Origin of the sequence: Lactobacillus amylolyticus, assembly GCF_003999355.1 — a bacterium.
GTDB classification, from domain to species: Bacteria; Bacillota; Bacilli; order Lactobacillales; family Lactobacillaceae; genus Lactobacillus; species Lactobacillus amylolyticus.
Map to the genome: position 1 here is coordinate 55,208 of NZ_CP031835.1, position 21,792 is coordinate 76,999.

Annotated in this window: 10 protein-coding genes, 5 tRNA genes, 4 rRNA genes and 1 pseudogene; 16 read left to right on the forward strand and 4 right to left on the reverse strand. The window is 40.8% G+C overall.

The window, feature by feature from the left end:
- Positions 1–14 precede the first annotated feature (14 nt).
- Positions 15–833 (forward strand): Cof-type HAD-IIB family hydrolase, encoded by an 819-nt coding sequence (locus tag D0Z64_RS00290; protein WP_014565463.1) that lies wholly within the window; start codon positions 15–17, stop codon positions 831–833.
- Positions 834–860: 27 nt separating this feature from the next.
- Here the strand turns inward: D0Z64_RS00290 and D0Z64_RS00295 are convergent, their stop codons facing one another.
- Positions 861–1,964, reverse strand: coding sequence for an endonuclease/exonuclease/phosphatase family protein (locus D0Z64_RS00295; RefSeq protein WP_080880997.1), 1,104 nt, complete (start codon positions 1,962–1,964; stop codon positions 861–863).
- Between the two features lie 26 nt (positions 1,965–1,990).
- Between D0Z64_RS00295 and D0Z64_RS00300 the strand changes: the two genes are divergently transcribed.
- On the forward strand, positions 1,991–2,596 hold the full coding sequence (locus tag D0Z64_RS00300) for a histidine phosphatase family protein (protein WP_013436895.1): 606 nt from the start codon (positions 1,991–1,993) through the stop codon (positions 2,594–2,596).
- A gap of 59 nt (positions 2,597–2,655) precedes the next feature.
- On the opposite strand, the gene D0Z64_RS00305 is transcribed toward D0Z64_RS00300, so the two are convergent.
- On the reverse strand, positions 2,656–3,669 hold the full coding sequence (locus D0Z64_RS00305; RefSeq protein ID WP_080880998.1) for a D-2-hydroxyacid dehydrogenase: 1,014 nt from the start codon (positions 3,667–3,669) through the stop codon (positions 2,656–2,658).
- A gap of 108 nt (positions 3,670–3,777) precedes the next feature.
- On the opposite strand from D0Z64_RS00305, the gene D0Z64_RS00310 reads away from it, so the two are divergent.
- From D0Z64_RS00310 to D0Z64_RS00325, 4 genes are all read left to right on the forward strand, one after another.
- Positions 3,778–4,620, forward strand: coding sequence for a fructosamine kinase family protein (locus tag D0Z64_RS00310; RefSeq protein WP_080880999.1), 843 nt, complete (start codon positions 3,778–3,780; stop codon positions 4,618–4,620).
- Between the two features lie 359 nt (positions 4,621–4,979).
- Entirely contained in the window at positions 4,980–5,807 is an 828-nt protein-coding gene (locus tag D0Z64_RS00315) for an exodeoxyribonuclease III (RefSeq protein WP_080881000.1), read from the forward strand.
- A 97-nt stretch (positions 5,808–5,904) separates the two neighbouring features.
- Positions 5,905–7,338 (forward strand): amino acid permease, encoded by a 1,434-nt coding sequence (locus tag D0Z64_RS00320; RefSeq protein WP_080881001.1) that lies wholly within the window; start codon positions 5,905–5,907, stop codon positions 7,336–7,338.
- 68 nt (positions 7,339–7,406) lie between these two features.
- Positions 7,407–10,241, forward strand: coding sequence for a DUF3427 domain-containing protein (locus D0Z64_RS00325; RefSeq protein WP_080881002.1), 2,835 nt, complete (start codon positions 7,407–7,409; stop codon positions 10,239–10,241).
- Positions 10,242–10,267: 26 nt separating this feature from the next.
- Here the strand turns inward: D0Z64_RS00325 and D0Z64_RS00330 are convergent, their stop codons facing one another.
- Entirely contained in the window at positions 10,268–11,404 is a 1,137-nt protein-coding gene (locus D0Z64_RS00330) for a serine hydrolase domain-containing protein (protein WP_080881003.1), read from the reverse strand.
- A 137-nt stretch (positions 11,405–11,541) separates the two neighbouring features.
- Positions 11,542–12,709: pseudogene (locus D0Z64_RS08705) on the reverse strand (DUF2075 domain-containing protein).
- Positions 12,710–12,815: 106 nt separating this feature from the next.
- Between D0Z64_RS08705 and D0Z64_RS00340 the strand changes: the two are divergent.
- From D0Z64_RS00340 to D0Z64_RS00385, 10 genes are all read left to right on the forward strand, one after another.
- Entirely contained in the window at positions 12,816–13,229 is a 414-nt protein-coding gene (locus tag D0Z64_RS00340) for a peptide deformylase (protein ID WP_080881004.1), read from the forward strand.
- Positions 13,230–13,502: 273 nt separating this feature from the next.
- Positions 13,503–15,066: ribosomal RNA gene (locus tag D0Z64_RS00345) — 16S ribosomal RNA — on the forward strand.
- 132 nt (positions 15,067–15,198) lie between these two features.
- Positions 15,199–15,273: transfer RNA gene (locus D0Z64_RS00350), tRNA-Ile, on the forward strand.
- A gap of 56 nt (positions 15,274–15,329) precedes the next feature.
- Positions 15,330–15,402, forward strand: a tRNA-Ala gene (locus D0Z64_RS00355).
- Between the two features lie 113 nt (positions 15,403–15,515).
- Positions 15,516–18,414, forward strand: a 23S ribosomal RNA gene (locus D0Z64_RS00360).
- 59 nt (positions 18,415–18,473) lie between these two features.
- Positions 18,474–18,590, forward strand: a 5S ribosomal RNA gene (rrf, locus tag D0Z64_RS00365).
- A 13-nt stretch (positions 18,591–18,603) separates the two neighbouring features.
- A tRNA-Asn gene (locus D0Z64_RS00370) sits at positions 18,604–18,676 on the forward strand.
- Positions 18,677–19,804: 1,128 nt separating this feature from the next.
- Positions 19,805–21,368, forward strand: a 16S ribosomal RNA gene (locus D0Z64_RS00375).
- The 16S, 23S and 5S rRNA genes sit together here with 5 tRNA genes alongside, the layout of an rRNA operon.
- Positions 21,369–21,500: 132 nt before the next feature.
- Positions 21,501–21,575 (forward strand) — tRNA-Ile (locus tag D0Z64_RS00380).
- Between the two features lie 56 nt (positions 21,576–21,631).
- Positions 21,632–21,704 (forward strand) — tRNA-Ala (locus D0Z64_RS00385).
- Positions 21,705–21,792: the final 88 nt, after the last annotated feature.

Here is a 21,792-nt window from a genome sequence, read left to right on the forward strand (position 1 = left end):
GAAAGGTGATACACATGACTACAATACCCTTTAAAGCCGTAGCTGTTGATATGGACGGTACTTTTTTAACAGAAAAGAAGACTTTTGATCATCAGCTTTTTGGTAAAATTTTGAAAAAACTACAAGCAAACAATATCCCCTTCATTTCAGCTACAGGTAATCAATTGATCAGATCACATGAATACTTTCAAGAATTCACTGAAGGAATTGATTATGTATCTGAAAATGGCGCTATTCTCGAAGCCGATGGCAAAGTAATCAAAAGAACTGCGCTCGATTATGATATTGCTCAGAAGTTGCTTCACTTTATTCAAACCGAATATCCAGAAGCAATCATCATGGTTAGTGCAGAACATCATTGTTACATCTTGAAGAGTATGGATAAGGCAACCAAAGATGATATTCGAATTTACTATCGCAAAGTAGAAGAAATCGATAAATTTACTGATATCGATCCTAGCGATGCTATTTTGAAAGTTTGTCTGACTGCCGACGATGAATTAGCTACAATTATTCAAGATCGCTTCAATGAAAAATACGGTGATTACGTTCGCGGTACTAGTAGCGGTAATATGACGATCGATCTGGTGCACAAAGGCATTAATAAAGCCAAAGGTGTAGCTGATATGCTTAAGTACTATGGCATTGAACAAAAAGATTTGATTGCTTTTGGTGATGGTGAAAATGATATCGGCATGCTTGAGGCATGTGGTTATAGCTATGCCATGGAAAATGCTAACGCTAAAACGAAGGCGGTTGCCAAATACGAAGCACCATCGAATGATGAGAATGGTGTCTTAAAAGTTTTAGCTAAATATTTAGATATTGAATAAAAATAAAAAAGCCGTAAAACGGCTTTTTTATTTTAAGCTAAATCCTAATCTGACTGGATTGTGATCGGCATAACGATAATCGGTGTTGATATCGGTAGCCTTGGCTTTAATATTTTTTGAAATGATAAAGCCATCGCCAACTGTTTGGTAGTTAACCTTAGGCCGATATTTCATATCCGTTGATCTAACTGTAGCTACACGCTCACGGTTAGTTGCTTTAACCATGATGAAATCCTTAGGCAACATCTTTTGATCTAAAACAGATACCCAACTAGGAATCTTTTCTTGATGGTCAAAGTGGGTGAGCATGTCGCGGCCTAATGCGTGGTTGAAGTCACCACCGACAATGACGTAATTGCCCGCTTTATATTCAGCTTCGATTACTTTAGAAAGAATCTTCATTTGCGCTTTACGCATTTTGCCGCCTTTATCATAGGCTGACATATGACTATTGATGACGATTAATTCTTTTCCGCCTTTGATTGGGTAGTGCATAACCGTGAAGCAGCGATCAAGATCTGTAAATTTGGAGATAAATGCGGAAGAAACAGGATATTTTCTTCTAACTGCGCTTTGCATGTGATATTTACTCATACTAAGCAAACCTGATTGAACGCTGCCGTGTGGGTCATAAAGTGGCCAAGCGAGATATGCGGAGTGGAAATTATTGGCAAAAACATGGTCATAATTTTTAAAAGCGTGCTCAACTAAATTAACTTGGTTGACATAGTGGCTACGCGTTGAGTGGGTATCGATTTCTTGAAAGAGCATGAAATCAGGATTCTGTTTTTTCATCGTCTTGATGACACCGTAGGTTGAAGCAAGAACGGATTGTTTAGAAAAGGCAGTACCACGTGTCCCTTGCGTTTTTGTGCCGTTTTTGAGTTCACCTTTATCCATAAAGAAATCAAAATTGTGATTATATGCACCAAAACCAACATTATAAGTAATAATAGAGTATAGATGGTGCAAGCTTAATTGTTTAGATTGATTATTTTTTATAGACAGTTTGCGATTATCAGGGATGCGATAGTAGTGCATTTGCATGTAGCCCACATAACCGATAATTACTACAAGCAGAATACCGATTAAGCTGAGCAAACCGATTCCAATTCTTTTTAGTATTTTCATTTTTAACCTCGATATGGGAGAAGACGATGATTACAGTATATTTAGTTCGTCACGGACAAACCTTTTTTAATTATTTCCATAAGATCCAAGGCAGATGCGATTCTCCATTAACTCCATTAGGAATTGCGCAAGCAGAAGCTACACGTGATTATTTAAAAGAAAAACACGTACACTTTGATTATGCCTTTTCTTCAAGCTCTGAAAGAGCGAGTGATACGTTGGAAATTATAACGGAACATAAGATGCCATTCAAGCGTGATAAGGGATTGAAGGAGTTTGCCTTTGGTCGCTATGAAGCCCACGATGAAAGTTTGAATCCTAAGCCACCTTATAATGACTTCTTCAAACAATTTGGTGGAGAAAGCCAGGTCGAAGTAGAAGAGCGGATGGATAAAACGATTCGTAGATTGCTTAAGGATATTCCAAATGGTAAAAACGTGTTAATTGTCTCACATGGTGGTGCCTTAATGAACTTCTTAAGAAAAGCACTGAACAGTTTACATCCCCTAGGAAAACTGCATTATCACAATTGTGGCATCGTTGTTTTAAACTATGATGGTAAGAATTTCACTTTAAAGTCAGTAGCCAATCCTGCGGACGACGTGTCTGATAGCTATAACGATAATTTATAAACCAAACAAAAAATCTCAGCCCAATTGAGCTGAGATTTTTTATTAATTCTAATTTATTTTTAGAACTTGTTCTTGTCCAATGCAACTGGAGAATCTGGCTTTTCACCATTGATCATCTTCAAGTTGTTGTCAAATGCCTTAACAACCATGTTACGTACAGCGTGAGTGGTGTAGAAGGCGGTGTGTGGAGTTACCAAAACGTTTGGACGGTCAATTAAGTCAGCCAAACGGTCATCTGGGAACTTCTTACCTTCCCAATTCTTGTTGAAGATACCAACTTCGTTTTCGTAGGTATCCATAACGAAGCCGAAGATCTTGCCTGAGTCCAAACCACGGATTACAGCATCAGTGTCAACAAGTGGACCACGTGAGCAGTTTACAATTACAACGTCGTCTTTCATTTTCTTGATCGAATCGTCGTTGATCATGTGAACGTTAGCTGGAACATCTGGAACGTGAAGTGAAATTACATCAGCTTGCTTGTACAAGTCATCAAGTGAGTCAACGTAGTAACCCTTCTTTTCAAGTTCTGGGTTCTTGAAGATATCGTAAGCAATAACCTTTGCGCCGAAACCTTCCATAATACGCATAAATACTTGACCAATGTGACCAGTACCTACAACACCAACAACTTGGTCACGAACTTCACGACCAATAGTTGGAGCCCAGCGTAAGTCACGTTTAGCCATCTTTTCGTCCATGCGCTTGTCTTGACGTAATACACGTGCAGCTTGAATAGCAGCATGTTCAGCAATAGCATTTGGTGAGTAAACAGGAACGTTGGTAATTTCGAAGCCTAATTCCTTAGCCTTGTCCATATCAATGTTATCAACACCAACGTTACGTAATGACATCTTAGTTACGCCAGCATCTGCTAAAGCTTGAAGAGTATCAGCGGTGTAATCTAATTGTTGGTAAACAACAACACCATCGGCACCCTTAGCTAACTTAGCAGTTTCAGGAGTCAAAAGTTGATCAGTGAAATCAACGTCGATATCCTTGTGAGCTTCTTTCCATTCGTTCAAGAATGGTTCTTCGTCTTTACGAATAGCGTAAGCAAAAATCTTTGTCATAAAATTCTACCTCCGTAAAAATTAATAGTATGACCGTTTTCTATTATACACTTGAGTTTGTGTGACAAAACACAAAAGCGTTTCTTTTTTTAGAAAGGAAAAATAATTATGCAAATTAACCAAAATTGGCTGAAACAATTGCCGATAAAAAACATAATTTCCTGTCAATCTGTTCGTGGTGGTGACATCAATTTAGCTTATAAAATAGTGACACCACAGCAACAATATTTTATGAAAGTTCAGCCTAAACATTCGGCTAAGTATTTCGATCATGAAAAAAGAGGGCTAAAAGAAATTGCACAAGCTGGTGTTAATATATTAACGCCAATTCATAGTGGCCAAATTGAAGGTGATGCCTACTTGCTTTTAAATTGGTTAGATGCTGATGTGGGCAGCCAAAGAGATTTGGGATATGAAGTGGCGAAGCTTCACATGAAACATAATGATCAATTTGGTTTTGGCGATAAATATGAAACTAAGATTTTAAAAAAAGACAATCAATGGAATAGCAGCTGGGCAGATTTTTATCTTAATCAACGTGTGATGCCTGAGGTCAATTATGCTAAGAAAGTTGGTCGTTGGAATGATTTTAGAGAACATCATTTTCAAAATATGATGGAAAATTTTCTAGATTGTTACAGCAAAAATCAGGTCTTGCCGAGTCTGTGTCATGGTGATCTATGGTTTGGCAATGTCATGTTTGCAAATGGAAAACCATATTTGATTGATCCGGACGCTGTTTATGCCGATCGTGAATTTGATTTAGCCATGACCACTGTTTTTGGTGGTTTCAACCAAGACTTTTATCAGGCTTATAGTGAAATCTGTCCATTCAATCCAGGAATAGAAAAGCGGCTTCCATGGTATCGCTTCTACTATCTTTGCATGCATCTTGACCTGTTTGGTGAAAGTTATGGCGATGAGGTTGATGCAATTTTAGCGCAATTCTAAATTTTTTATTAAGGGATAAATTAGCTAGTGACGCAGTGTCACTTTGTTGATATTATATCGAAATAGCAGAAATTGTTAAGCCTGAAAACAAGAGAGGTGGTTCTATAGCTTAAAAAACTAAGAGTAAGAAATCTTAAATTCTTATACTTACATCTCAAATACGCAAGCTGTGTGATACAAACTAAATCATCCTAATCTCTACAGTATTACATGCATAAGCTTGCATCATTTATAGAGAAGACTTAACTTTCTCGTTATTCTCATTCAATATAACTCCCTTTAAAAATCTCAGTTTAGAAAAAATCTATGCTGAGCTTTTTTCGTTATAATAAATTTATAAAAGTAAGGGAGAATACACAATGAAATTAATTTCATGGAATATCGATTCACTTAATGCAGCATTAACAGGGCAGTCTACTCGTGCTCTAGAAACGCGTAAAATTCTAGAAAAACTTCATGATGAGGCACCTGATGTATTAGCTATTCAAGAAACAAAGTTGCCTGCTACAGGCCCTACGAAAAAGCATCAGACTATTTTGAAAGAAATGTTTCCTGAATATAAATATGTTTGGCGTTCATCGGAAGAACCTGCCCGAAAGGGTTATGCCGGTACAATGTATTTATATAAAAAAGGCCTAGAGTTAAAAGCTTCTTATCCTAAGATTGGAGCTCCAGAACCAATGGATTCAGAGGGCAGAATAATTACGTTAGAATTTCCAACATTTTTTGTGACTCAAGTTTATACTCCGAATTCTGGAAATGGCTTAAAGAGATTAGCCGATAGACAGGTCTGGGATCAAAGATATATTGAGTATTTGCAGCAATTGGATAAGCAAAAGCCAGTATTGGCCAGTGGTGATTTTAATTGTGCGCATACACCGATTGATTTAAAGCATCCAGAAAACAATCATCATTCAGCTGGATTTACTGATGAAGAAAGAAAAGATTTTACACAGCTTCTTGATGCCGGCTTTACTGATTCATTTAGAAAAATAAATGGCAACGTTGAAGGTGTTTATTCCTGGTGGGCACAGCGAGTAAGAACGGCAAAGGCAAATAACTCAGGCTGGAGAATTGATTATTGGCTAACTAGCAATCGAATCGCTGATAAAATAAGGCGGTCTGAAATGATAGACACGGGAAAAAGAGCAGATCATTGCCCGATTTTGCTTGATATAGACTTATAGCTAAAAATCTGAAAAGCATTCACAATGAATGCTTTTTATTATTGGTCTGATAGAGTAAAATAAATCTCCGCAAAGTTTGTTTAAGGAGGAGCAACCCGTGGGGGAAGAAAAAGAAAACTGGGCATTAGAGCAGGATCTTAAATACAATCGATTAACTGCGTTTAAGCTCTTCGCAATGACTAGTTCAATGGTTATTTCTGTTATTGAGTTGGCACCATTTGGGAAAACAGGCGCAACAGCATTATTTTATTTATTAATTGCTGGTGTTTGCTGGTTTATACCAATTACACAGATGGCCGGAGAAATGGCCTCGATTGATGGCTGGGAAAAAGGTGGTATTTTTACTTGGGTAAAAGGCAACTTAGGCGATCGTACCGGTTGGACAGCCATGTTTTTACAATGGATTAACATCACAGTAGCTATGGACACGATGATGTATGTCATTATCGGTGCGCTGTCAATTACGTTTAATACGCCTTGGTTTAATACGACACCGCCTGCTCGGTTTATCTTAATGATGATTATCCTTTGGGGTGCGACTGCGATTCAGGTAATTGGAGTTAGAAAAATTGGTCGTATCGCTGAATGGCTGTTTATTATAGGAATTGCAATTCCAGTAATTTGTATTATCATTGCCTTCTTTGTTTATCTTGCACAAGGGCATCCACTTCATATGCAAATTAATTGGCAAACAGTTGTGCCACATCATTTAAATAGCAGCACTTTGGTTGCATTTGTACCGTTCATGTTGGCATTCTGTGGTGGTGAAGCATCCGCACCACATGTTAAGAATTTGGAACATCCACGTTACTATTCACGTGTAATGCTGGGCTTAGCTTTAACTGCAATTTTATTTGATTTGCTTGGTTCGATGGCAATCGGAATGACAGTGCCTAAGAGTGAAATTCAAAATAGTACTGGCTTTGTTTATACTTACGGTGTATTGCTTAATTCAATTGGCTTGCCAGGTGATGTCTTAAACAAAATTGTGGGCGTTATGCTGGCTTGCGGAATTATCGGTGAGCTAGGTAATTGGCTTGCCGGACCAAATCAAGGAATGTATGAAGCTGCTAAAGAAGGTTATTTGCCAAAGTTTTTTGCAAAGGCAACCAAACACGGCGTTCCTTTACGCTTGATGGTTACGCAATCGTTAATTGTTACTATAACTGCAGTACTAATTACTTTTAGCAGTGGTAGCAATGCCGACTTTGCATTTAATGTTTCCTTAGCAGCTACTACCGCCCAGTATTTGATGGTTTACCTAATAATGCTGATTGCCTATATTGTTTTGAAATATAAGCATGAGGACTGGCATAGAGCTTATTACATGAATAAAAATGCAAAGATTAGTATTGCAATTTCATGCTTAGCGTTTTTAATTACAGTAGTTGCATTCTTTGTAACCTTTACACCGGCCGTAGGCACACTAGCCAAGATGCAGGGAATATACGTTACGAGTTTAATCGGCATGTGTGCAATTAGTGTGATTATTCCTTTAATTTTGTATCATTTTAAAGATCATTGGCAATAAGAAAAGAAGAGATCCAATTAGTTGGATCCCTTTTTTTAGTTGAGTAAAATTACAATTGAGGTGTTTTAATGAATAAAGCTTTGAAAGATGCAATTTTGAACGGTTTATATGATAGTCATTTCCCGGGACATGAATTATACGGCCCACGATTGCTCGAAAACGATAAAAACGATAATATTTGGCTCACCCTTAGACGTGAATTGCTGACTTGTCAAAGCTTTACTTGGGCTGTTGCTTTTATTACTCAGGACATGTTGGTCCCATTGAAAGTTGTTTTAGCAGATTTAGCTAAAAAGCATGTAACAGGTACCTTAATTACGGGTGATTATTTAGGCTTTAATGAACCAAATGTATTTGCAGAATTAACAAAAATACCAAATTTAAAGGTAAAAATAGCTGACCAAACGAATTTTCATGTAAAAGGATATCTGTTTAAACATGAAAATTATGAAACAGTTGTAATTGGAAGTGTAAATTTTACACGCTCGGCTTTGCTGGCAAACTGCGAATGGGCTTTAAAAGTTAGTTCTACCGAGAACGCAGCTTTAACTAAACAAATATGTCGGCAACTGCAAAAATTAGATCAAAAAAGTGCGCCTTTGACTTCAACTTGGATAATGAATTACCAGCGACAGTGGAAAAGACCTAATTTTCAAAAAATTACTGCGAAAAATATTACCCAGGAAATATCTCCAAATAAAATGCAAAAGCAAGCTCTGCAAAATTTGAATGAATTGGTTGCAGCGGGGCAGAAAAGAGGTTTAGTTGTTTCTGCTACTGGTACTGGAAAGACCTATCTTGGAGCGTTTGCTGTGAAGGATTTTGCACCTAAAAAATTTTTATATATTGTTCACCGCAGACAAATTGCACAAAAATCATTATCCAGTTTTCGAAAGGTTATTGCTGGCAAAAAGGCAGATTACGGGCTTTTATCAGGAAATGTGCACGAATCAAATTGTAAATATGTTTTTGCAACTGTCCAAACTTTGACTCAAAAAAACGTTTTGAATCAATTTGATCCTGCAGAATTCGATTATATTTTAATCGATGAGGCTCATCGCTCAGCTTCACCGAGCTATCAACGAATTTTACATTATTTTAAACCAAAGTTTTGGCTAGGTATGACTGCGACTCCTGAACGAATGGATAAGCAAAATGTATATCAGATTTTTGATTATAATTTAGCCTATGAAATTCGTTTGCAAGATGCTCTTGAAGAAAAAATGCTGACTCCATTTCATTATGTTGGCGTTCAGGACTATGAACAGGATGGTCAGGTAATTGATGAGACCACGAATTTACGCTATTTAATTGCAGATGAACGGGTGAAGTATATTCTCAAACAGATGAATTATTATGGCTATTGTGGTGCAAAAGCTTGTGGTTTGATTTTTTGCAGTCGTCAAATTGAAGCTAAAAAGCTTGCAGTCAAATTTATCCAAAAAGGTCATCCAGCCGTTGCATTGACTAACGAAGACAGTGAAGCAGATAGACAGAAAACAGTAAAACAGCTAAAAGAAGGTTCTTTAGAATATATTGTTACGGTTGACTTGTTTAATGAAGGTGTAGATATTCCAGAACTTAATCAAATTATCATGCTTCGTAATACTCAATCAAGTATTGTCTTTATTCAACAGCTTGGCCGTGGTTTGCGAAAATATCCGGGAAAAGAATTTGTAACTGTTTTAGATTTTATTGGTAATTATCGAAACAACTACTTAATTCCGATTGCGTTAAATGGCGATACGAGTCGTAGCCGCGATTTGGCACGCAGAGAAACAAAATTGCCTACTTTTGTTGGACTATCAACTATTAACTTTAGTCAGATTGCTGCTGCTAGGATTTTACAATCCTTGGATAAAGTAAAGCTTGATGGTTTGCGAGAATTGCGTCAGGCATATACTGAATTAAAGCAGAAAATAGGACGACCGCCACTGTTATTGGACTTCGCACATTACGGTTCAGTTTCACCGCTTGTTTTTGCAGAAAATCGTTCATTAAAACATTATGGCAACTTTTTGCAAAAAATGGGTGAGAAGCTTGTATTAACAAAGTATGAGTCTCAAGTATTGGCTTTTATCACCAAAGAATTAGTGAATGGAAAACGACCGCATGAACTCTTATTGCTGAAGTTGCTACTAACGAAAACTAGCATTTCTAACGAAGAATATTGTACAGAATTAGATCGGAATGGAGCTTATCATACTTCAGAACTATTACATTCAGTTGATGATATTTTGACTCTATCATTTTTTGATGTAAAATCCGGGAAAAGTACAAAAAAGGCAGAATACGGTAATTATCCACTAATTGAACACGATCTTTTAAATTATCGTCTTTCTTTAAAACTCACGGACGCTTTACAGGATAAAGACTTCCGAATGCTATTTTTAGATGCGATTAAGACAGGTTTGCTTTTGAGTAAAAAGTATCGATCTGATAAACAGTTTACTTTATATAAGCAATATGATCGGGAAGATGTCTGTCGTCTTTTGAATTGGCCTCAAGATGTGTCAGCTCCTATGTATGGCTATCGAGTGGAAAATAAAGAAACGCCGATTTTTATTACCTATAAGAAGGATTCAGATAAAAAGCGTAATGCCATTTATAATAATTCATTAGCAGACGGCTGCAGTTTACGTTGGTATACACGTAGTCCACGCCATATCGCTTCTCCAGAAGTACAAAAATTACTGCACAATAGTCAGATGAAAATTCATTTGTTTGTTAAGCAAAATGATGCAACGGGCAAAGAATTCTTTTATTTGGGACAGGCAAAAATTCAAAAAGATACTGTAAAAGAAGAAAAAATTGGGCCAAAAAAGAAGGCCGCGGTTGGCATGAACTTGCTTCTATCCACGCCATTATCGGCCTCAATGTATGATTTGTTGTTTACAGAATAAAAGCACTGCGTAACTGCAGCGCTTTTTTATTTACTAGTGAAAGTATTGGCTTTAATATGATTCAAAATTTGATATCCGACTGCTTTTACAGATGCTTCATTGTCATTGGTTTGATTTAGAAACATAATTAAACCATTTTGATTATCAGTAGTCATCTGGAACCAGTTGCCAAAGTGATTGCCAGCAATATTTCCATATGCCATTTTCAAATTATCATTGTTTTTAAGATAGATTCCACCAGAATAGTTGGAAGTTGCATTTTTACTGGTTAAATGAGTTAAATAATGAAAATCCGAACTGCTTAAAATTTGACCATTAGTTAAACCAACTTGAATTTTATAGTAGTCCATTGGAGTTGAAAACATGTCTCCCGATCCTGGCATTTGAGAAGCAAGCTGTTTTTTAACATAGGCAGCCTTCGTATAGTTCTTTCCACCATTTGAATAGTAAGAAATCGAATCAGTTTTGTTTGAAGGAATATCCTGATATAGGTAAGTATTCGTTAAACCAAGTTTTTTGACTATTCGTTGATTAAAATTAGCTTGATAAGATTTACCTGTGACTGCTCGGATGATACCAGCCAGTAAAATATAATTTATATTGTTGTAGTAATAAGTACCGACAGTACCCTCTGGGGAAGAATTAACGTTGTTTACTGCCCATTGAATCGCACTGGCTTCAGAATAAGTTTTGCCACGATAAATTTCAGTTCCCGTAGCTCTGATTCCAGAGGTATGAGTCAACAAATTTCCAACGGTAATTTTGTTAGCGTTAGTCATGTTAGGATACCAACGTGAAATTTTGGTGTTTTGAGTAAAACGTTGGCTTGTTTTCAAATTTTCATTAATTAATTGAACGATCATTGCAGCCGTTATGACTTTTTGCAATGAGCATACCGGATAGACTACTTTAGAATTTCCGTTGCCAATTCTTTTACCGTACCAGGCATATCCAAAACTAATTTGCTGAGGGACACCATTTTTTATAATTACCGCACTGCCACGAACATGATTTTGATTCATAGTATTGCGGACAAATTGCCGCATCTCAGCTTGATCTGATTGAGTAGTATTATTGCTTGCAGCTTTAATATAAGTAACAGGGGCTGCTATTGGACCGATTAATCCAATTGCAGTAGCTAAGGCTAAAAATTTTTTATTCAAATTGTTTTTCCTCCTCTTGCAGTAGCTAAGGCTAAAAAATTTTTATTCAAATTGTTTTTCGTCATCGAAAGGCCTGACTACATTATAGAACTTAAATAATACGAAAATATTTTATAATGATTAATTTTTAATGATACTTAATGATTGATTTGATCAAATAACGTGCAAAGGGTATGCCGAAGCAACGGATCATGAGCGTATAAATAGCAGCCATGAACGCCGCGCTTAAATAAAACATTTAATGAATTCATTACCATTTGCTTTTCTAATTGTTCAATTTCTACTGGATCTGTTAAATCAGTTCTCTTTTTAAACATTTCAGTATCTGTCATTTTATCAAGGTTAACCTGTAGACGATTTTGTCCTTGAACTTGGTTAATCGGTGGCCCGATTATGATACCGGCGTAGTTAAGATCGAATCCCTGACATGTATAGATCGAGCCAACCTCGTTGATCGTAGCAGGGATTTCTGCCCAAGGTGTTGCTGTGTAGTTGTATTGATCCCAAGGCATTTTAAAACTTCCTTCTTTTATATAGTGTTATATAGTGTTTGCCACCATCTAAAATGGAGGGATAGCCAGAGGTAGATAAAATACGAAATAATCCAACTTCTGCATTTCGCTTAACTATTTCTTGACGCATTTTTTCTGCATCATCATAAATACGAAAGTCATAATTTCTTCTCGCATCAGTAGGTAATTTAGTTAGCTTGCCAGTTGTAAAATCATTAAACCATTTGATTAGATCATCTGAAGCAGTCATTCTAAATTGATGCCGTAAAAAGTAATCTTGATGAGGATAGTGATGAGTAATTTTTTCTAAGCGTTGCAGAGTCCATAGACTTTTCATTCGCAAAACTTGATATTGATCAAAAACAAGTATAACTACACGGGCACGATTAATTATTTCCTGCAGATGATTTTGAAAATAAAAATTATTATAGTGATCCGGCTTGGATAACAAAAGATGAGCCTCATCAATAACTACAATATCTGCATGTTCTTTTTTCTTATCCATTTGATTAATGAAAGAAGTGGGACACATGTAGTCTTTTTTATAAAGTTCTTTAATTGAACCTGCGATTTGTTTGTAAACTTTTAAGATCTCTGGATGATTGACTAAAAAGTAATTCTTTGTGTTTGCTAATTTGCCAGATTGAATACGGCTCTCTTTTTGAATTTGATAGAATAATGAAGAGAGAACAACACTTTTGCCTGTGCCAGCATCACCATAAATAGTAAAAACTGCGGTTCTTTCATCATCTATGTGATTATTGATAAAATGTATTATTTTTTCGATGAGAATTTTTTGTTCATTAGTAAGTGCATTAAAAGAAAATAATTTTTTATAGCTTCATTAATCATCAAGATGCCTCAATTTTTATGAAAATAATTTATAGAAAGGAAAAACTATGGCAGCCCAAAATATTATTCATGATCAAATGTTTTTACAAAGAAAATCTCAGCCGGCCACCAAGGCAGATCTTAACATAGCAATCGATTTGCGTGACACATTAATTGCAAAAAGAAATTTGGCTTTAGGCTTGGCTGCAAATATGATTGGTAAAGATAAGAGAATTATTGCCTTTTATGCTGGACCATTGGCGATAGTAATGATCAATCCCAGAATAATTGATAAAGAAGAAAGGTATATCACAAAAGAGGGATGTTTATCTTTAAGCGGAGAAAGAAGTACGAAAAGGTACAAGAAAATCCGCGTAAGTTTTCAGACCATGAACTTTGAAAATCGAACTCAAGAGTTTGACGGGTTAACCTCAGAAGTAATTCAGCATGAGATAGATCACTGCGATGGAATATTGATTTAAAAAAGTTAATAAAATGATTGACTAAGACAGATAAAGAGGGTAATATATCTAACTGTCGTCAGGAGATAACGACAAAAACAAAATAAAAAAACGCTTGACAAAAAATCAAGTAGCGAGTATTATTAAATGCGTTGTCATGAAGGCAACGAGGTAGTACTTTGAAAACTGAACAAAGTTTCGCTAAAAGTGTGCGGGTGTAAAAACCCAAACAAAAAGCGAAGTCAATTCGCAAGCAATAAATTTTGAGACAAAGATCTTAAAAACGATTATTTAAAAAATGAGAGTTTGATCCTGGCTCAGGACGAACGCTGGCGGCGTGCCTAATACATGCAAGTCGAGCGAGCAGAACTAACAGATCTACTTCGGTAGTGACGTTTCGGAAGCGAGCGGCGGATGGGTGAGTAACACGTGGGTAACCTGCCCTTAAGTCTGGGATACCACTTGGAAACAGGTGCTAATACCGGATAACAACAAGTGCTGCATGGCACTTGCTTGAAAGGCGGCGCAAGCTGTCGCTAAAGGATGGACCCGCGGTGCATTAGCTAGTTGGTAAGGTAACGGCTTACCAAGGCAACGATGCATAGCCGAGTTGAGAGACTGATCGGCCACATTGGGACTGAGACACGGCCCAAACTCCTACGGGAGGCAGCAGTAGGGAATCTTCCACAATGGGCGAAAGCCTGATGGAGCAACGCCGCGTGAGTGAAGAAGGTTTTCGGATCGTAAAGCTCTGTTGTTGGTGAAGAAGGATAGAGGTAGTAACTGGCCTTTATTTGACGGTAATCAACCAGAAAGTCACGGCTAACTACGTGCCAGCAGCCGCGGTAATACGTAGGTGGCAAGCGTTGTCCGGATTTATTGGGCGTAAAGCGAGCGCAGGCGGAGAAATAAGTCTGATGTGAAAGCCCTCGGCTTAACCGGGGAATTGCATCGGAAACTGTTTTTCTTGAGTGCAGAAGAGGAGAGTGGAACTCCATGTGTAGCGGTGGAATGCGTAGATATATGGAGGAACACCAGTGGCGAAGGCGGCTCTCTGGTCTGTAACTGACGCTGAGGCTCGAAAGCATGGGTAGCGAACAGGATTAGATACCCTGGTAGTCCATGCCGTAAACGATGAGTGCTAAGTGTTGGGAGGTTTCCGCCTCTCAGTGCTGCAGCTAACGCATTAAGCACTCCGCCTGGGGAGTACGACCGCAAGGTTGAAACTCAAAGGAATTGACGGGGGCCCGCACAAGCGGTGGAGCATGTGGTTTAATTCGAAGCAACGCGAAGAACCTTACCAGGTCTTGACATCTAGCGCAATCCGTAGAGATACGGAGTTCCCTTCGGGGACGCTAAGACAGGTGGTGCATGGCTGTCGTCAGCTCGTGTCGTGAGATGTTGGGTTAAGTCCCGCAACGAGCGCAACCCTTGTCATTAGTTGCCAGCATTAAGTTGGGCACTCTAATGAGACTGCCGGTGACAAACCGGAGGAAGGTGGGGACGACGTCAAGTCATCATGCCCCTTATGACCTGGGCTACACACGTGCTACAATGGGCAGTACAACGAGAAGCAAGCCTGCGAAGGCAAGCGAATCTCTGAAAGCTGTTCTCAGTTCGGACTGCAGTCTGCAACTCGACTGCACGAAGCTGGAATCGCTAGTAATCGCGGATCAGCACGCCGCGGTGAATACGTTCCCGGGCCTTGTACACACCGCCCGTCACACCATGGGAGTCTGCAATGCCCGAAGCCGGTGGCCTAACCTTCGGGAAGGAGCCGTCTAAGGCAGGGCAGATGACTGGGGTGAAGTCGTAACAAGGTAGCCGTAGGAGAACCTGCGGCTGGATCACCTCCTTTCTAAGGAAGCAGCGGATATGGAGAGTAGAAATACTAAGAGAAGTATCCAAAGCAAGCGGAAGCACACTGAGAAACTTTGTTTAGTTTTGAGGGTATTACCTCAAAGATTTGAATAAACGCCAAGCGTTAGTCGGGCCTATAGCTCAGCTGGTTTAGAGCGCACGCCTGATAAGCGTGAGGTCGATGGTTCAAGTCCATTTAGGCCCATTGACATAACGAAAAATAAGAGTTATTGTTATGTCTGCCTATAAAAAATAATACTTGGGGGCTTAGCTCAGTTGGGAGAGCACCTGCTTTGCACGCAGGAGGTCATCGGTTCGAACCCGTTAGCCTCCATTGGACCGAGAGGTCCAGAGTTAGCACATTGAAAACTGAATACAATCCAAGCAAAAACCGAGACAATCAAAGAAGAGATTGAAGAGCGACCGAGAAGAGAGATTCTTGAGTAAGGTCAAGTAGAAAAGGGCGCACGGTGAATGCCTAGGCACTAGAAGCCGATGAAGGACGTAACGAACTGCGAAAAGCTTCGGGGAGCTGTAAGTAAGCTAAGATCCGGAGATGTCCGAATGGGGGAACCCGGTGCAGGAGATGCATCATTGCATGCTGTTAAGGCATGTAAGGGAAGACGCAGCGAACTGAAACATCTAAGTAGCTGCAGGAAGAGAAAGAAAAATCGATTTCCTTAGTAGCGGCGAGCGAAGAGGAAAGAGCCTAAACCCGTTGATTTATCAGCGGGGGTTGTAGGACTGCGCAAGGCAGCTCAAAGGATAGCAGAACTACCTGGGAAGGTAGGCCAGAGAGGGTGAGAGCCCCGTAAGCGAAATCCAGCGAGCGCCGGCAGGATCCTGAGTAGGGCGGAACACGAGGAATTCCGTTTGAATCCGCGAGGACCATCTCGCAAGGCTAAATACTAGCTAGTGACCGATAGTGAACCAGTACCGTGAGGGAAAGGTGAAAAGAACCCCGGAAGGGGAGTGAAAGAGAACCTGAAACCGTGTGCCTACAAGTAGTCAGAGCACATTAAAGTGTAATGGCGTGCCTTTTGTAGAATGAACCGGCGAGTTATGCTGTGCAGCGAGGTTAAGTCAGAAAAGACGGAGCCGGAGCGAAAGCGAGTCTGAAGAGGGCGAGAAGTTGTGCGGTGTAGACCCGAAACCAAGTGACCTACCCATGACCAGGTTGAAGGTGCGGTAAAACGCACTGGAGGACCGAACCCACGTAAGTTAAAAATTGCGGGGATGAGTTGTGGGTAGCGGTGAAATTCCAAACGAACTTGGAGATAGCTGGTTCTCTCCGAAATAGCTTTAGGGCTAGCCTCGTGGAGAGGATAATGGAGGTAGAGCTCTGTTTGGACAAGGGGCCCGTCAGGGGTTACTAAATCCAGATAAACTGCGAATTCCAGATATCCATACACGGGAGTCAGACTGCGAGTGATAAGATCCGTAGTCGAAAGGGAAACAGCCCAGATCACCAGTTAAGGTCCCCAAATCTATGCTAAGTGGAAAAGGATGTGGAGTTGCGTAGACAACTAGGACGTTGGCTCAGAAGCAGCCATCATTCAAAGAGTGCGTAATAGCTCACTAGTCGAGTGGCTCTGCGCCGAAAATTTACCGGGGCTAAGCATAGTACCGAAACTGTGGACGTGTTTTAAAGAGCACGTGGTAGGAGAGCGTTCTAAGAGCGGAGAAGTCTGATCGAGAGGACAGATGGAGCGCTTAGAAGTGAGAATGCCGGTATGAGTAGCGAAAGATAGGTAAGAATCCTATCCGCCGGAAGACTAAGGTTTCCTGGGGCAGGCTCGTCCGCCCAGGGTAAGTCGGGACCTAAGGCAAGGCCGAGAGGCGTAACCGATGGATAACAGGTAGAGATTCCTGTACTGCGTTTAATCGTTAAGAGCGAAGGAGGGACGCAGGAGGCGAAGCACGCATGGCGCTGGAATGCCATGTTCAAGCGATAAGCCTGGGAGCGAGTAAAATGCTTGCTTCTAAGGGCAAGTCGTGAGGAGGAGCGAAGTTAAAGTAGCGAAGGTGCAAGAGTCACACTGCCAAGAAAAGCTTCTAGCCAGAGAGAACGTACCCGTACCGCAAACCGACACAGGTAGTCAAGTGGAGAACACTAAGGTGAGCGAGAGAACTCTCGTTAAGGAACTCGGCAAAATGACCCCGTAACTTCGGGAGAAGGGGTGCTGATCGAGAGATCAGCCGCAGAGAATAGGCCCAAACAACTGTTTATCAAAAACACAGGTCTCTGCAAAGTCGTAAGACGACGTATAGGGGCTGACACCTGCCCGGTGCTGGAAGGTTAAGAGGAGTGCTTAGCTTCGGCGAAGGTACGAATTTAAGCCCCAGTAAACGGCGGCCGTAACTATAACGGTCCTAAGGTAGCGAAATTCCTTGTCGGGTAAGTTCCGACCTGCACGAAAGGTGTAATGATTTGGGCACTGTCTCAACGAGAGACTCGGTGAAATTATAATACCCGTGAAGATGCGGGTTACCCGCGACAGGACGGAAAGACCCCATGGAGCTTCACTGTAGCTTGATATTGAGTATCTGTTAAACATGTACAGGATAGGTAGGAGCCAGAGAAGGTAGGACGCTAGTCTTACTGGAGGCGATGTTGGGATACTACCCTTGTTTGATGGATGCTCTAACCTAGGCCCGTAAGCCGGGCCAGGGACAGTGTCAGGTAGGCAGTTTGACTGGGGCGGTCGCCTCCTAAAGTGTAACGGAGGCGCTCAAAGGTTCCCTCAGAATGGTTGGAAATCATTCGCAGAGTGTAAAGGTATAAGGGAGCTTGACTGCGAGAGAGACAGCTCGAGCAGGGACGAAAGTCGGACTTAGTGATCTGGTGGTACCGTATGGAAGGGCCATCACTCAACGGATAAAAGCTACCCTGGGGATAACAGGCTTATCTCCCCCAAGAGTTCACATCGACGGGGAGGTTTGGCACCTCGATGTCGGCTCGTCGCATCCTGGGGCTGAAGTTGGTCCCAAGGGTTGGGCTGTTCGCCCATTAAAGCGGCACGCGAGCTGGGTTCAGAACGTCGTGAGACAGTTCGGTCCCTATCCGTCGTGGGCGCAGGAAATTTGAGAGGAGCTGTCCTTAGTACGAGAGGACCGGGATGGACGCACCGCTGGTGTACCAGTTGTCTTGCCAAAGGCATCGCTGGGTAGCTATGTGCGGAAGGGATAAGCGCTGAAAGCATCTAAGTGCGAAGCCCCCCTCAAGATGAGATTTCCAATGCGAAAGCAGTAAGACACCTCAGAGACGATGAGGTAGATAGGCTGGGAGTGGAAGTTCTGCGAAGAATGGAGCGGACCAGTACTAATCAGTCGAGAACTTGACCAAAGCTCAGAGGTCGGAGCTTGGAATGTATTTAGTTTTGAGCGTGGAAGCTCAAGAAAGAGTACGGTGGCGATAGCAAGAAGGATACACCTGTTCCCATGCCGAACACAGAAGTTAAGCTTCTTAACGCCGAGAGTAGTTGGTGGGAAACTGCCTGCGAGGGTAGGCAGCTGCCGTGCTCTTTTTTAATATTCCGGCTTAGCTCAGTTGGTAGAGCGCTTGACTGTTAATCAAGATGTCGTCAGTTCGAGTCTGACAGCCGGAGCTAAGCGGAATAAGAAGGGAAGAGGGACGCGAGAGCGTCTCTTTTTTGTGCTCTTTTTTTACTAGGTAAAGCTAAGTCATATTAATGGTTTAGTCTATTTATTTTCTTTAATGTTGGTGCGAATTAACTCGTGTATCAATGTGTAGATTGAAACAATAATTGGTTTTAACTTTTTAATTCGATCATAACATCAAAGACATCAATGAATGGCTACTAACATTAACGCCATTATTATTTTTCTGGTACCTATAGACTATGAAGAGATTTAAAATGATCAACTCCGTTTTACTTATGATCTAAAACGTTTGGAAGAGAGAGGTTTTTGCTTTTAATTTAAATAAAAGCGCAAGATTAAATCCGTCGATTGATTCATAATGCAAAATTAGATTGGTATGTTTTTGTTTTTTACAGTAAATAAATCATTGAAAAGCTTATTTATAAAATGATAAAAGCATCTTTAACCTAAATAAAAAAGTTTTTTATGATAATTTAAAACAAAATAAGAACTGCATAAAGATGCTGAACAAATTATCGCGAAATATAAATTTCAAAAGAAAGTCATTTAGCATTCTACCTATCATGACGTACCCAAAATATTATTAAACGAAAGAATTTTAGTTTAGATCTTTTGCTTTTGATAATTAAGTAAATGAATAAGCATTATAGGAGAAATATAAATAATTGGATTTATTTGAAAATATTTTTTTGAAATTATTTTTTGAAATTATTTGATAAAAAAGGATAAAATGCGAACATTATAGTGAATATATATTAATTAATATGTGAAGCAAAAGAAAATAGCAATAAAAATATTTTTTGAAAATAACAACTTAACCGTGTGTATCATGTCTTAAGCGAACAAATAAGGAAATTTGACTAAGACAGATAAAGAGGGTAATATATCTAACTGTCGTCAGGAGATAACGACAAAAACAAAATAAAAAAACGCTTGACAAAAAATCAAGTAGCGAGTATTATTAAATGCGTTGTCATGAAGGCAACGAGGTAGTACTTTGAAAACTGAACAAAGTTTCGCTAAAAGTGTGCGGGTGTAAAAACCCAAACAAAAAGCGAAGTCAATTCGCAAGCAATAAATTTTGAGACAAAGATCTTAAAAACGATTATTTAAAAAATGAGAGTTTGATCCTGGCTCAGGACGAACGCTGGCGGCGTGCCTAATACATGCAAGTCGAGCGAGCAGAACTAACAGATCTACTTCGGTAGTGACGTTTCGGAAGCGAGCGGCGGATGGGTGAGTAACACGTGGGTAACCTGCCCTTAAGTCTGGGATACCACTTGGAAACAGGTGCTAATACCGGATAACAACAAGTGCTGCATGGCACTTGCTTGAAAGGCGGCGCAAGCTGTCGCTAAAGGATGGACCCGCGGTGCATTAGCTAGTTGGTAAGGTAACGGCTTACCAAGGCAACGATGCATAGCCGAGTTGAGAGACTGATCGGCCACATTGGGACTGAGACACGGCCCAAACTCCTACGGGAGGCAGCAGTAGGGAATCTTCCACAATGGGCGAAAGCCTGATGGAGCAACGCCGCGTGAGTGAAGAAGGTTTTCGGATCGTAAAGCTCTGTTGTTGGTGAAGAAGGATAGAGGTAGTAACTGGCCTTTATTTGACGGTAATCAACCAGAAAGTCACGGCTAACTACGTGCCAGCAGCCGCGGTAATACGTAGGTGGCAAGCGTTGTCCGGATTTATTGGGCGTAAAGCGAGCGCAGGCGGAGAAATAAGTCTGATGTGAAAGCCCTCGGCTTAACCGGGGAATTGCATCGGAAACTGTTTTTCTTGAGTGCAGAAGAGGAGAGTGGAACTCCATGTGTAGCGGTGGAATGCGTAGATATATGGAGGAACACCAGTGGCGAAGGCGGCTCTCTGGTCTGTAACTGACGCTGAGGCTCGAAAGCATGGGTAGCGAACAGGATTAGATACCCTGGTAGTCCATGCCGTAAACGATGAGTGCTAAGTGTTGGGAGGTTTCCGCCTCTCAGTGCTGCAGCTAACGCATTAAGCACTCCGCCTGGGGAGTACGACCGCAAGGTTGAAACTCAAAGGAATTGACGGGGGCCCGCACAAGCGGTGGAGCATGTGGTTTAATTCGAAGCAACGCGAAGAACCTTACCAGGTCTTGACATCTAGCGCAATCCGTAGAGATACGGAGTTCCCTTCGGGGACGCTAAGACAGGTGGTGCATGGCTGTCGTCAGCTCGTGTCGTGAGATGTTGGGTTAAGTCCCGCAACGAGCGCAACCCTTGTCATTAGTTGCCAGCATTAAGTTGGGCACTCTAATGAGACTGCCGGTGACAAACCGGAGGAAGGTGGGGACGACGTCAAGTCATCATGCCCCTTATGACCTGGGCTACACACGTGCTACAATGGGCAGTACAACGAGAAGCAAGCCTGCGAAGGCAAGCGAATCTCTGAAAGCTGTTCTCAGTTCGGACTGCAGTCTGCAACTCGACTGCACGAAGCTGGAATCGCTAGTAATCGCGGATCAGCACGCCGCGGTGAATACGTTCCCGGGCCTTGTACACACCGCCCGTCACACCATGGGAGTCTGCAATGCCCGAAGCCGGTGGCCTAACCTTCGGGAAGGAGCCGTCTAAGGCAGGGCAGATGACTGGGGTGAAGTCGTAACAAGGTAGCCGTAGGAGAACCTGCGGCTGGATCACCTCCTTTCTAAGGAAGCAGCGGATATGGAGAGTAGAAATACTAAGAGAAGTATCCAAAGCAAGCGGAAGCACACTGAGAAACTTTGTTTAGTTTTGAGGGTATTACCTCAAAGATTTGAATAAACGCCAAGCGTTAGTCGGGCCTATAGCTCAGCTGGTTTAGAGCGCACGCCTGATAAGCGTGAGGTCGATGGTTCAAGTCCATTTAGGCCCATTGACATAACGAAAAATAAGAGTTATTGTTATGTCTGCCTATAAAAAATAATACTTGGGGGCTTAGCTCAGTTGGGAGAGCACCTGCTTTGCACGCAGGAGGTCATCGGTTCGAACCCGTTAGCCTCCATTGGACCGAGAGGTCCAGAGTTAGCACATTGAAAACTGAATACAATCCAAGCAAAAACCGAGACAATCAAAGAAGAGATTGAAGAGCG